This window comes from Streptomyces avidinii, from assembly GCF_014650695.1.
Classification (GTDB): Bacteria; Actinomycetota; Actinomycetes; order Streptomycetales; family Streptomycetaceae; genus Streptomyces; species Streptomyces avidinii.
Map to the genome: position 1 here is coordinate 828,046 of NZ_BMVL01000002.1, position 12,951 is coordinate 840,996.

At 73.2% G+C, this 12,951-nt stretch carries 10 protein-coding genes and 1 pseudogene; 4 read left to right on the forward strand and 7 right to left on the reverse strand.

Going from position 1 to position 12,951, the window contains the following annotated elements:
- Positions 1-113: 113 nt before the first annotated feature.
- Positions 114-1,643, reverse strand: a complete 1,530-nt coding sequence (locus tag IE257_RS08135) for a hypothetical protein (RefSeq protein WP_189966089.1) — start codon at positions 1,641-1,643, stop codon at positions 114-116.
- A gap of 312 nt (positions 1,644-1,955) precedes the next feature.
- On the opposite strand from IE257_RS08135, the gene IE257_RS08140 reads away from it, so the two are divergent.
- Positions 1,956-3,431 carry a glycoside hydrolase family 15 protein gene (locus tag IE257_RS08140; RefSeq protein ID WP_189966091.1) on the forward strand — a complete coding sequence of 492 codons (1,476 nt, stop codon included), beginning with the start codon at positions 1,956-1,958 and terminating at the stop codon, positions 3,429-3,431.
- An 18-nt stretch (positions 3,432-3,449) separates the two neighbouring features.
- On the opposite strand, the gene IE257_RS08145 is transcribed toward IE257_RS08140, so the two are convergent.
- Positions 3,450-3,926 (reverse strand): hypothetical protein, encoded by a 477-nt coding sequence (locus tag IE257_RS08145; protein WP_189966093.1) that lies wholly within the window; start codon positions 3,924-3,926, stop codon positions 3,450-3,452.
- 137 nt (positions 3,927-4,063) lie between these two features.
- Entirely contained in the window at positions 4,064-6,214 is a 2,151-nt protein-coding gene (locus tag IE257_RS08150) for a PIG-L family deacetylase (RefSeq protein WP_189966094.1), read from the reverse strand.
- Between the two features lie 604 nt (positions 6,215-6,818).
- Between IE257_RS08150 and IE257_RS08155 the strand changes: the two genes are divergently transcribed.
- The gene (locus tag IE257_RS08155) at positions 6,819-7,799 is read left to right on the forward strand and encodes a hypothetical protein (protein ID WP_189966096.1); all 981 of its coding nucleotides are present in this window, start codon (positions 6,819-6,821) and stop codon (positions 7,797-7,799) included.
- Positions 7,800-8,053: 254 nt separating this feature from the next.
- On the opposite strand, the gene IE257_RS08160 is transcribed toward IE257_RS08155, so the two are convergent.
- Together IE257_RS08160 and IE257_RS08165 are read right to left on the reverse strand one after the other, a co-directional pair.
- Positions 8,054-8,932, reverse strand: coding sequence for a GNAT family N-acetyltransferase (locus IE257_RS08160; RefSeq protein ID WP_189966098.1), 879 nt, complete (start codon positions 8,930-8,932; stop codon positions 8,054-8,056).
- A 289-nt stretch (positions 8,933-9,221) separates the two neighbouring features.
- The gene (locus tag IE257_RS08165) at positions 9,222-10,172 is read right to left on the reverse strand and encodes a nitrilase-related carbon-nitrogen hydrolase (protein WP_229920194.1); all 951 of its coding nucleotides are present in this window, start codon (positions 10,170-10,172) and stop codon (positions 9,222-9,224) included.
- Positions 10,173-10,421: 249 nt separating this feature from the next.
- Between IE257_RS08165 and IE257_RS08170 the strand changes: the two genes are divergently transcribed.
- Positions 10,422-11,438: a LacI family DNA-binding transcriptional regulator gene (locus IE257_RS08170; protein ID WP_189966099.1), complete on the forward strand. Its 1,017-nt coding sequence runs from the start codon at positions 10,422-10,424 to the stop codon at positions 11,436-11,438.
- A 10-nt stretch (positions 11,439-11,448) separates the two neighbouring features.
- Entirely contained in the window at positions 11,449-11,982 is a 534-nt protein-coding gene (locus tag IE257_RS08175) for an NUDIX hydrolase (protein WP_189966101.1), read from the forward strand.
- Positions 11,983-12,013: 31 nt separating this feature from the next.
- Here IE257_RS08175 and IE257_RS08180 read toward each other — a convergent pair.
- Together IE257_RS08180 and IE257_RS08185 are read right to left on the reverse strand one after the other, a co-directional pair.
- Positions 12,014-12,204, reverse strand: a pseudogene (locus IE257_RS08180) (transposase); the annotation flags it as partial.
- 138 nt (positions 12,205-12,342) lie between these two features.
- The coding region (locus tag IE257_RS08185) for a CAP domain-containing protein (RefSeq protein ID WP_189966103.1) at positions 12,343-12,951 on the reverse strand (609 nt) is incomplete at its 5' end.

Consider the following 12,951-nt stretch of genomic DNA (forward strand, 5'->3'; position numbering starts at 1 on the left):
GGAACCTGCGCCGTGCGCTGGAGGCCGCGGGCTGGTGCCTGGCGGAGTACGAGGACGCCGCGGGTCACTTCCTGGCCCGCGCGGTGCCACGGAGCTGACCCCACGCCTCCGGTTCAGAGGCGGTGTATCCGGTCGATGCCGTACCAGTCGGAGATGCAGGCCGCGACCCAGTCCCTCGTGTAGTCGGAGGTGTAGAAGGGCTCGGCCAGGCTTCCGATGTACATGGGCCGGTAGCCGAGGTCGGTGGCACCGGCCGCGGCCTCGGTCCGGATGCGGGAGTTCTGGGCGTCCCAGGCCACCGCCCGGGTGACCGTGGCCGTGGTGAGCTGCTTGACGTTCGGGACGAGCACGGCGAGCGAGGCCAGCGCCAGTCCGGTCGCGACCGCGACGCCCGCCGCCATCGCCACGGCCGCACTGCCCCGTCGAGCCAGGAACCGGCGGGCCCACGCGCCCAGCAGCACGCCGTAGACGCACAGCGCGAGTTCCATCGGTACGAGGTAGTTCGTCCAGGTACGGGCGTACGTCCACCCGGTCGGTCCGTATCCGCTGCGCAGGCCGAGCACCACCGCGAACGACCCCAGCACGACCACGGGCACCGGGAGCAGCAGCAGGGCGACGAGCATCCCCCGCGGGACGGATCGCTGCGGCGCGGACCGCCGCGGGACGGCGCGGCCCGGCTCCCGCTTCCCGGGCGCGGACGTGGACGCACCGATCCCCGCCGCGAGGCCCAGCAGGACCCCGAGGGCGGCGGCTCCGAGGTAGGCCCACTGCCCGGTGACGGAGTCCCACATGTGCAGCCAGTCCTCGTAGGTGCCGCGGAGTTCGCCCGCGGAGAGCACGGACTCCCGGGCCGGCTGCTGGGCCCGGCGCCACCGGGCGCCGGGTGACGTGTAGAGCACGGTCAGACCGCAGACGAGCCCGGCACACCACAGCAGGCACCAGGTGAACGGGTGCCAGGTCCGCGCCAGCTTGAAGGGGGGCAGGGTCAGCAGGGCGAGCGCGCCCGCGAGGAGACCGCTGACGAGGGCGAAGGACTCGCTCAGGGTGCCGATCGCGAACCCGATGAGGAACGCCGCGGCGAAACCGCCCGCGCGTATGCCGGCCCGCGGTTGGCGGACGGTCCAGACGGCCAGCAGGAGTGCCCACACTCCGATGACGCTCGGCAGGGTGTGGGAGATCGTGGCCGGCGCCCAGAGCAGCACCTGGTAGGTGCGCGTTCCGCCGAAGTAGACCGGCGCCTGCACGGCCAGGGAGCCGGCGATCAGGAGCAGCACGCGGGGTGGGTGACCGAGTTGCCGGAAGAGCTGGATCCCGAGCAGGACCAGGCCGGCGGTCAGGGCGACGACGATGACGGTCGGCAGGATCTTCACGCCGGTGAGTCCGTCTCCGTAGACGATGCCGCTCAGGAAGGCGTTGGTGATCCGGCCGTTCTGGGTCGTGTAGAAGTCGTGCGTGATGCCGAGGACTCCCAGGTCGCGGGACTTCCAGGCGGCGCACCAGTCGTCCGAGGTGGGCCGTACGTAGAGGCCGAGGAAGCAGCCGACGGCGATCAGCGCCCCGGCCGCCGCCGCGAGGCAGCCGCCCGCGACCGGCAGGAGCCGGCGGCCGAACCGGCGGTTGCCCTCGGTCGAAGCAGTGCTCATTCACCCGTCCTTCGCAGCGACGCGCGGCGGTTCCGGTCACCCCAATGTGCACGGCCCGCCGTCCGTCGGCATCCGCGGGCAGCCCGCCGCGCGGGTGCTCCGGCGTCTCTCTCCCCGTGTCACGGGGGTGTTCGCCCCCGCCGGGACCGTTGCTCCACTGCTCCGTGCGAGAACCGGGGGCGCGCCACCGCTCCTCGACCCGTCGGCCCCGCGGTCACCCGGGCGGCGGGTGTGTCGTGGCGGGCTCCGCTCCGCTGTCCCACGATGGGAGCCCCGGGGGCCGTGCGCGCGAGCCCGACTGAAGGAGTGGCGATGCCTGCTGCCCGGCTCGTGCGGTGGGCGGCCGTCACCGCGTCCTTCGCGAGCGTCGCCCTCCCGGTGTGCGTCGCGGGCAGCCCGGTCGGCCGCCACGGGGGCGAGGGGCGGCCGGTGTTCTTCGTCCGGCCCGTCGGGCACCAGAGCCATGGCGACGCCGAGGGGAACTACGCGCCGCTGTCGATGCTCGCCCCCACCGTCGGCCTCCTGGCCAACGCCACCGCCGCCGAGGGGGTCCCGCCGGCCGTCGCCGAGGGGGCCCAGTACGTCGAGCGGAGCCACGTACTGCGGCTGCTCTCCGGCCGGTGGAAGTACCTCCCCGCCGGCCGGACGGCGTCCGCGGTGGTGGCGCCGGAGGACCCGACGGCCCGGCTGCAGATCGCGGAGAGCCGCGCCTGGCTGGCCGCCGGCCGGGTGCCGGGCAGCTCGCCCGGGCAGCGCGCGGCGGCCGAGCGGGCCCTGCTGGCCATGCGCGGACTGCTCCGGCCGAACGGGGCGATGGCGGCGGGCTGGTCCCAGGGCTGGATGTACTCCTGGCCGCGCGACGCCAGCTTCGCCTCCGCGGCGTTCGCGCACACCGGGCACGACGCCGAGGCCTACCGGATCCTGCGCTACAGCGCCGCGACCCAGCGCAAGGACGGCACCTGGGAGGCGCGGACGAAGCTCGACGGATCGGGCCCGCCGGACGCCAGGAGGTGGCAGCTCGACGCCAACGGCTGGGTCCCCTGGGCGGCCTGGCAGTGGTACCGGACGGCGCCCGTCCCCACCCGCGGTGCCCGGCTGACCGGCCTCTACCCGATGATCCGCAAGGCGGCCGACCGCGCCGCGGCCTCGCTGGGGGCGGACGGTCTGCCCCCGGCCTCCCCGGACTACTGGGAGGTCATGACGACCACCGCGAACATCGGTACGGCCGCGCCCCTGCTGGCCGGGCTCAACGCCGCCGCGGACCTCGCCGGCGAGCTGAACCGGCCGGGGGACGCGGCCCGCTGGAGCCGCGCCGCCGGTCGTCTCTCGGCCGGGATCGCCCGGAGGTTCGCCCCGCTGGGCTATCAGCGCACCGTCGACGGGAAGCACGGGCGGGACAGTGCGGTGGCCTTCATGGCTCCGCCCTTCAACTCGGCCCCGGCCGACCTGCCCCGGGCGCTGGACAGCACGTACCGGGCCTTGCTCCTGCCGAGCGGCGGCCTCACCCCCGGCAACGATCCGACGGCGCCCTGGGGTGCGTACGCCTGGACGCCCAGCACCGCGTTCTTCGCCCTCGCGTGGGCCGGCACCGGGCAGCCGGCGAAGGCGGGGCGGGTGCTGGACTGGGTCCTCTCCAAGCGGAACTCCCTCGGGGAGCTGCCCGAGAAGGTGAACAGGTCCGGTCTGCCCTCGTCGGTCGCACCGCTGGCCTGGACGGGCTCGATCGTCGTCCTGTCGCTGGTGGCGCTCGACGGCACGCCGCTTCCCACTCCGCCGTCGAGGCCGTAGCGGGGTGTCTCCTGCGGGTCAGACCGGATCCGTTCCGTCGCCGGGCGGCGGGGCGGTGCGCAGGCGCTCCAGCTCGGAGAGCATGCGCCGGTACGCGAGCTCCTCCGCCGCTACGGCGCGCCGGAAGGGGAGGTAGTGCGGCTCCTGGCGGGCCCGGGCCGCACGCCCGGCGGTGAAGCGCTCCGCCCTCGCCCGGTCCAGGTCGTTCATCGCGGCGACGGTGCGGACATCGAGCAGCTTGTGGTCCAGGACCTCGGCGAAGGCGCGCTCCGTCGGCGCGGTCAGTCCGTCGAGATGCTTCGCGCAGCCCGCGGGGGTCGCCGTCGGACCGCAGCGCTCGTCGAGATCACGGGAGAGCGAGCTCAGAGCCGTTCCGAGCTCCGGATACTCCCAGGCGGGCGCCGTGTCGTTCCTGCACCCGGCCGTCAGCGCGCCGAGGGCGGCTATGCAGGTCAGGGCGGCCGCTGAACGGTTCCTTGTGGATCTCCCGCGCACGCAGCGGCACGGAAGGCGAAGAAGGGTCATGGAAGCCCGATCGTCCGTCGGCCCGGGTGCGTACGGCCCCGATCCGCGAGGTGGTCCGACCGTCATCCTCACCCACCCGGATCCGCCCTGCCACCGGGCGGCGCAGGTCACCGCGGGGGCTGGCCCCCGGCGGTGGCGGAGCCGGGGCGTCCGGCCTGGGCGAGCGTCCAGGGCTGGACCGCCCGGTGCCACGGGTCGGGGGTCCGGCTGCCGAGGGGCCCGGAGCCGCCCGCCGGAAGGGTCGTGATGACGTGCAGATCGGCGTCCAGGCCGAGGGCCGCCGCGACGGCCGTACCGGCCCCTTCGGCGACGCCCGCCGGGGCGCCCGTGTACAGCATCTGGGACTCCTGCCAGGCCTGCGGACCGCCGATGCCCGCCACGCCGACCGTTCCGGCGCCCGCGCGGCCCGCGAGCAGGTCGCCCGCGATGCCCACCGCGCCGTACCCGCCGAGGCCGCCGGCCTCGGCGACCGGGGAGGTCTCCGGCGCGGCCGCCCCGTCCACGCGGGTCAGGCTCGTGGCGACCGTTCCGAGGCCGGGCCGGCGGAAGAACACCCGGACGCCGTCACCCTCGGACCGCACCGAGAGCGATCCCGTGGTCTGGGGCAGTCCGGTCGCGAAGGGGCCGCCGTACGGGGCGCCCGGCGCCGGGCGGACCCAGGCCAGCACGGATCCGGCCGTGGTCGCGTACACGTGGCGCCGGCCCGACGCGTCGGTCGCGGTGACCGGGTCGCCCTGGAGGCCCGCGCCGCCCAGGGCCTGCCACGCTCCGAACGCGCCGCCCGGGGTCGTCTGCTCGCGGGCGCGGAGCGTACGACGCGAGTCGCGTACGTACACCGTCATCCGGCCCTCCGGATCCACGGCGACGGACGGCCCGCTGATCGCCGAGGTGCCGGACCGGTCCCCGGTGTCCGGGGTGCCCAGCGTCTGCCACGGGCCGAATCCGCCGTCGACCTCGCCCTGGACGGCGTACACGATCTCCCGGCCGTACTCCTGGGGCGTCGCTCCCAGGGTGGTGCGGGTGGCGAACACCGCGATCCTGCCGTCCCAGAGCCGGACGGCCGAGGCGCCGGAGTCGATGCCGTCGCCGGTCAGGAACTCGGGGCCCTGCCAGGGGGCCTGCGGGCCGCTGCGCGACCAGTACGCCATCCGGCCGTCGAGGGCGGCGAAGGCCCACAGCCGCCCGGAGACTCCCTCGGCCATCCAGGTGGTGCCGTCGCCGCGGCTGTACCGGATGGTCTGGCTCCAGCCGGCCCCGGCGGGCCGCGTCGCGGTCTTGCGGTCCCCGCAGCCGGCGGGGCTGCCGCACCAGTCCTGGTGGTCCGTCCAGGCGTAAGTCTTGAGGTAGCCGAGCTTCTCCTCGGCCGTCTGCGGGTCGAGGGTCGGGGGGAGCGAGCTGTTCGGGTAGCTCACGTAGTTCTGGACAGAGAAGTGCGGCCGGTCCGCGGTCTTCGCGTAGCGCTCGGCGGCGGCCTGCACGAAGCGGGCGCCGTACATGTGGTCCTGGTGGTCGAGGAAGGCGCCGCCGCCGTCGACCCGGCCGGGGGTCGGGTCCTGCGTGCGTATCGTCGTCGGCCGGTACGCCTCGAACACGCCCGCGATGGCCGCCACGGCCTGGTCCTTGGTGTACGCGAACGGGTCCTTGACCGGGGTTCCGGAGGTCAGCTGGGCGCCCAGAGCGGGTATGCGGCCGTCCCACAGGCCGCGCAGGCTGTCCGGGTTGTCCCCGGAGATGCTGCGGGCCTCGCGCAGCTCCATCCAGACCAGGTTGACCTGGGGCCGGGAGACCAGGACGTCCACTTCGGCGCTGCCGCCCCCGGCGGTGGGTACGGACTTCCGCTGCCAGGCGCTCGTGCGGTCCCCGGTGGCCATCTGCGCGTAGGCGGCGCGTATGCCGTTCTGCCGGGCCTCCGCGTAGGCGGCGCGGTCCGCGGGTCCGGCGGCGTCCTGCAGGTGCGGGCTGTGGGCCTCGTTCCTGCCGTCGGACTCTCCGGAGGTCAGGTAGACGGTGGTGACCTTGATGCCCGTCGCTATGGAACGGCTCAGGTCGGGGTTCATGAAGAAGAGGTCGTCGTCGGGGTGGGCGACGACCTGCAGGGCGGAGCCCTCGGTCACACTCGGGCTGAGCACCACCTCGGGGGCCGCCGCCTGCCGCTCGGTCCCGGTCCCCTGTCCGTGGGCCCAGGTCGTCACGCCGGCGACGCCGACGGAGAACACGGCAAGCAGGGCCGCGAGTCGGGTGCGGCTGGCCAGGGACATGTACGGCGCCTCAGGGGTGGTCGGTCCGGTGCGGGAATTCCGCCGGGGAGGTCAGTCGGTGCCCCGATGGCTCCAGTGCTTCCGGAGACGACCGGGGCCGATTATGTCCCGCACGTTTGTGGCTGACACACCATCAAGTCGTATTTGACTGGAAAGCCAGTTGTGCTGGAAATACAGAGTGATTGCCCGATTTGTCGGCTTTGAGGGATACGCCCGCCAATCCGGCCGGAATCGGCGTTTGCGCTGGCCACCAGCCGGTTTGCCCGACGCCGGCGGGCCGGCGCGCCCGTCCGCCGGTCGCGCCACCGCCCCCGCAAGTGGCGCATCGCACATCGCCCGCGGCGACGTCGGCACCCTCGACCGGCCCGGAGCGTGCGCGCCGATGCCCCCCGCACTGGCGCCGCCGCCCCGCTCCTCGCACGCGGTGCGAACCGGCGGCGCCGAGCACGGCGTTCGACAGGGGGCCGACTCCTCGGCGGACACCACCGCCGGGCAGGCCGACCGCCGCAGTCGTAGCATGGTCAAAACAGCCCGAATGGATGAATTCTCCACATCCGCTCGGGCGGACCGAGTCGCTCGACCGGTGTGAGGACGATCGATGCCGATGCAGCGCACCAGGGCCTCGCGCTCGCGCCACGCAATCCCCGCGATCACCGCTGCCGCGGCGGCCGCATGCCTGCTGTCCGGGGCCGCGGATCCGGGCAGGCAGGCGGCTTCGTGCCCCACTGCGCCGTCGGACAGCTTCTGGCACGCGCCGGTGGACGGCCTCCCCGTACACCCGGGCTCCGACCGGTACGTCGCCTCGATCGGTGCGGCGGAGCCGCTCCACCCGGACTTCGGATCGGGGCTCGTGGAAGGCCGTCCCTTCGGCATCCCCATCACGGTCTCGGACACGACGGTGCCGGAATCCGAGGTGACCTTCGACTACCCCGAGGAGAGCGACCCGACCGGGTACCGGATCCCGCCGAACGCCAGGGTCGAGAACGGCCCGGCGAGCGACGGCGACCGTCATGTCCTCGTCTGGGACCGGGACCGGTGCATGTCCTACGAGCTCTTCGACGCCGAGCGGCAGGGCGGCAACGCCTGGCACGCCGGCTCGGGTGCGATCTTCGACCTGCGGTCGAACGCCCTGCGGCCCGACGGGTGGACGTCCGCCGACGCCGCGGGCCTGGCCATCCTCCCCGGCCTGGTGCGCTACGACGAGGCCGCCGGCGGGCGGATCGACCACGCGATCCGCATCACCGTCCCCCGCTCCGACCAGAACTACCTGTGGCCCGCGCGGCACCAGGCGGGCGCGGCGGCGGACAGCTCGCTGCCCCCGATGGGGCTGCGACTGCGCCTCAAGAGCTCGGTGGACACCTCACAGCTGGCCCCGCAGGCCAAGGCGGTGGCCGAGGCGCTCAAGAAGTACGGGGCCATCGTCGCGGACAACGGATCGCCCTGGTACATCACCGGCGAGGAGAGCCCCCGTTGGGACAACGCCCAACTCGACGGGCTCAAGAACTTCAAGGGCTCGGACTTCGAGGCGGTCGACGCATCCGGACTCCAGCAGTCCCCGGACTCGGGAGCGGTCGCACCGCAGTGATACCCGTCGGACGGGGCACGGGCGGTATGCGAGGCGGAGTTCGCGGTCGAACGCGGTGATCACTCCAACACTCCGACACTCCAACGAGGCCCGAAGGCCCACGCCCCGCGCTCGGGGAGGGCCTTTCGGGGCGCCTTCGGGTCGTCTTCGGTTCGACTCCGGGTCGTGTGCGGAGCCAGGGGGGTACTGGGGACTGGGCCACGTGCCGACGGGCCGGACGAGGTGATGTCGAGGTCCGGCCCGTCCGCCCGTCTCTACAGGTCGAGCTGGTACTGGAGTGTCGTGTGCGTGGGCACGTAGCCGAGGCCGTCGCTGATGTGTCTCATGTGTGTGTTGCTGTCGGCGGTGTCGGTCAGGAGGCCGCCGAGCTCTGGATAGCGCCCGTGGGCCTGTCGGATCGACTCGGCCTTCATCCATCGGCCGAGGCCGTGTCCGCGGTGTTCGGGCAGCACGCCGGTGCCGTAGTGCTGGCCGTCACCCGTGCCGCTGCCGGGGACGACGAGTTCCGTGAACCCGGCGATCGAGTCGTCGGAGGTGTCGATGGCGACGACCGTGTGCAGCTGGTCGCCGCGATCTTCAACGGCCTTCGCCGCGGCCCGGACCCGGTCCACGTCCCAGATCACGATGCCGTGGTCGGTGTCGTCCATGGGCATGTCGTCCATGGCCCGGCGTGAGGCGGCAAACGTCCGGGCGAGGTCGTCAGGGACGGTTCCCTGCCATGACGCCAGCCGGTAGCCGGGATGCGGACGCTCGATGATCTCGGCGAGGGCGACGGCGTCCACGCCGGCCAGTGACAGGCGGGCGAACCTCAGGGTGAGCACCTTGCGGAAGCCGTGGGCCGGCAGGAAGTGATCGCCGGGCGATCCGGCCTCGGCCTGTGCGCTGACGCAGCGTCGGGCGTTGTCCCGGGCGGCGGCCACGGCGGTGTCGAGGAGCTGGGAGCCGACGCCCTTGCGGCGCTCCACGGGGTGGACGTGGAGGGTCAGTTCGGCCAGGTGCTGTTGTCCGCCATCGAACAGGCGCAGAAAGGCCGTTCCGACGGGGATGGAATCGGCGTCGGACGCCAGCCATGCAAGGCGTCGACTGTGCGCCCCGTGAGCGTGGTCGGTCAGTGGGGTGATGCGAAGCGACAAGGTGTCTCCGTCGTGAGGAGGTGGCAAAGGTCAGTACGCGGGCTCACCTGCTGGGCACTCCTGCGCATGTGCTCCACACCTCCTCCTCGACAGCGCCGGTCCGGATCAACATGGACGGCCGGGTGAACCTAGCTGGTCCATCGGGTGCTCGGCAAAGGGTTTGTCGAGCTTCGGAGGCCGACCGCCGCCGGAGCCGAGCTGACAACGGCGCCGGTCCGGCCCACTGCTCGTCCGTCAGATCTCCACCCTGCACAGCGCGTGATCATTCCACGACCAAGATCGACTTTCGCTACCCGCCCTGGGAGCCGTCCAGGCGTTCGGTGAGGCGGCCGTACAGCTCGGGGCGGCGGGTGCGCATGAGGCCGAACTCCAGCCAGTCGCGGCGCTGGTCGAGGTCGAGGTCGGCGACGAGGACGGCCTCGCGGTCGCGCGGGGCGCGCAGCACGACGCGGCCGTAGGGGTCGGAGATGAAGGAGGACCCGTAGAAGGTGGAACGGCCCTCCGTGCCTACCCGGTTGGGCACGATCATGAAGAGGGCACTGGCCAGCCCGTTGGCGCTGATGGCGTGCTCCCACATGGGCCTGGTGTCGAAGTCCGGCAGGTCCACCTCGGAGCCGATGGCGGTGGGGTGGACGAGGATCTCGGCGCCGGCCAGCGCGTAGGCGCGGGCCAGCTCGGGGAACCACTCGTCCCAGCAGGTGGGGAAGCCGAAGCGGGCCCCCTCGTGGGCGACGACAGGGAATCCGCTGTCGCCGGGCCGGAAGCACAGGTCCTCGCGGTAGCCGGGGAAGGCGGGAATGTGGTTCTTGCGGGTCCGGGCGATGAGCTTGCCGTCGGAGTCGACGCACACGGCGGTGTTGTAGCCGAGGCCGCCGTCCTCGGCGCGTTCGTAGAGCGAGGCGTGGACGGTGATGCCGAGCTCGGTGGCGAGTTCGGCCGCGAGAGCGACGGTGGGGCCGGTCTCCACGTCCTCCAGGTGGCGGGCGGCGCCGTCGGCCATGGGGTCGTCGGTGTTGCAGAAGTAGGGGCTGCGGCTGAGCTCGGGGAGGCAGACGACCGTGGCGCCCTGCCCGGCGGCGAGGGCCACGCCCTCGCGGAGCCGGTTGTCGTGCTCGGCGGCGTCGGCGTACCAGCGCATCTGGACGAGGCCGACGCGCAGCGGTTCGCGCTCGCCGGGCTGGGTGCGGCCGGGGGAGCCGAGCGGTGATCCGAAGGAGGTGAGGATCGCGTACGAGGTCACGGGCGGGTCGCTTTCGGGAGTCGGAGGGGCCCAGGAGGGCGCGGGAGGGCGCGGGAGGGCGCGGGCGGACAAAGGGCGCGGGTGGTTCGGCGCCGCACCCACCCCATCTTCTGACTGAATTTTCAGTCAGCATGCGGGATATCGAAAGGATCAGTCAAGAGGAGCTTGCCGGAACGTTCCGGCATCGCATGAATGTAGACCCTGCCGGAACGTTCCGGCAAGGTCGAGCGAACGTCTAGAATGCGGCGCGTGACCCCACCTCCCGTGACCCTGCTCGATGTCGCCCGCGCCGCCGGCGTCTCCAAGAGCACCGTCTCCGACGCACTCCAGGGATCCGGGCGCGTCGCGGAAGCGACCCGGGACCGGGTCCGCGGGATCGCGGAGGAGCTGGGCTACCGGCCCAACAGCGCCGCCCGCCGGCTGCGCCGCGCCAGCACCGGAGCCATCGGCCTGCACCTGCCGCAGACCGCGACCCGGCTGGACTACTACATGAACCTGGCCTTCGGGGCCGTCGAGCGTGCCCAGGAGGGGGGCCTGGACGTGGTCCTGCTCGCCCCCGCCGGCGCCGCCTCCGGACCGCTCGCCTCGCGCGTCGACGGGCTGCTCGTGATCGACCCCGAGGTCGGCGACAGCGCGGTCCCCGGGCTGCTCGACGCGGGCGTCCCGGTGGTCACCGGTGAGCGCTACCTCGGCCCCTCCCCCACCCCCGCCGGCGCGGTCGTCTGCGACAACGCCGCCTCGCTGACCGCCCTCCTGGACCACGTGCGCGACCGCGGCGCCCGCCGCCCCGCCCTCCTGGCCCCCGCCGGCGCCTCCGCCTGGGCGGCGGCCCTGCGCGGGACGGCTGCCGCCTGGGGTGCCTCGTACGGGACCGAAGTCGCCCTGCGCACGGTGCCGTTCGCCGCGACCGCGGCCGACGCGGAGGCCGCCACCCGCGGGCTGCTCGCCTCCGACCCCGGGATCGACGCGGTGCTGTGCGCGCCCGACGGGGCGGCCCCCGGAGCCCTGCGCGCCGCGGCGGCCCTCGGCCGCACGGCCGGCGTCGACCTGCTGGTCGCGTCGTGCGTCGACGGTGTCGCGAACCGGGGCGCGAACCCGCCCGTGACAGCGGTCGACCTGCGCCCCGCGGCGTACGGGCGGGCCTGCGCGGAACTGCTCTGCGACATCCTCGCCGGCCGCGCGGCGCCCGACACCGTCCGGCACCACACCTGGGCACTCGAAACCCGGCCGTCCACCACCGGCGCCGGCCGGAGACCCCCGCACTAGGCTGTCGAGCATGCCGACCCGTCAGCCGTCGTTCAGCGTGGACCCCGCCATCGTGCCGCCCGTTCCCGCACCCGGCGAGGTCTGGACCGTCGGCGCCGTCATCCTCAACGACGACGGCGAGGCGTTCGCACAGAAGCGCAGCCCGAACCGCCGTCTCTTCCCGGGCTCCTGGGACATCGTCGGCGGCCACGTCGAGGCCGGGGAGACGCTCCTGGAGGCGCTCGCGCGCGAGGTCGAGGAAGAGACCGGCTGGCGCCTGCGCCACGTGCGGCGATCCCTCGGCACCACCACCTGGACCGGGGACGACGGCGCCGGACTCCGTCACGAGGCCGACTACCTCGTCGAGGTCGAGGGCGACCTGGACCGTCCCGCGCTGGAACGGTCCAAGCACTGCGCCTTCGGCTGGTTCGGGCCGGACGGCCTCGACCGCCTCAAGGAGAACCGTCTGCCCGGGGAGTTCCTGATCCACGACCTGCTCGCGCAGGCCGTCCGCCGGGCCCCGGATCCAATGGAGCGGCCCGAGCTCCGGTCCGGGCGGGCCTAGCGGGCCTAGGAGTTGTCGTCAAATGTCACGCTCACATCAGCAGTGATGCGAGGGTGACGGCTGCTTGGTACGACTCGGCGGTCTTGTCGTAGCGGTGGCGATGCCGCGCCACTGCTTGAGGCGGTTGAAGCACCGCTCGACGACGTTGCGCCGCCTGTAGACCTGCTTGTCGAAGGCCGGCGGGCGTCCGCCATGGCTGCCGCGTCGGAGCCGGTTGCGAATGTGTCAGATCGCGGCCCGGCCCCGCGCCCGAGCGGCGCCCCCGCACGCGTACGCACCACCGGCCCCGGCGTCTGTCTCGACGCCGGGGCCGGGGGCTTTGGTGCGGGGGCGTGGCGGATGCATGCCCGCCCGGGGGAGTCAGCCTGCGAAGTCCTGCGTGATGTAGACGGTGCCGTCAGCGGCTTGGTCTATGCCGACTCCGACCAGCTTGTAGTTGACGGTGGGCGGGGGGTTGTAGCGCGCGATGTCACCGTTGGAGTACGGGTTCTTCGGGTCATCGGGGTCGCAGCCCATGATGTTGTACTTGTGGCCCCACTTGGACGCCTCGTCGTGGTTCATCCAGTCGTCCATCGCCTTGTCGAAGGTGTCTCCCTTGCCCCAGTGGACGTTCTCGCCCTGGGCTTGGGCAGCCGATGCGCCCAGGTCCCTGTGGATGCGCCCCGTAGTCGCACCGCCGTTCGTGTCCCAGGGCAGCGAGCCGTCACTGCCCACGTGGCCGCGATTCTCGGTGTTCGCGGCCGTGAGGTTCGGGTTGCCGGCCAGGTCCTTGCTGTGGGCGCGCGCGGTTTCCGTGAGTTTCGGATCGGCCTTCAGCGGGACGCACCCGAACTTCTGACGCTCACTGTTGATCAGGTCGAGGAACCGCTGCTCCTCCGAGGGCGCCGGCGGATTGGGGTCGCCGTTGGCCCAGGATGCGGCGATGTCGCTCTTCCCGTCGCCGTTGAAATCCCCGGCGGCCCACTTGGT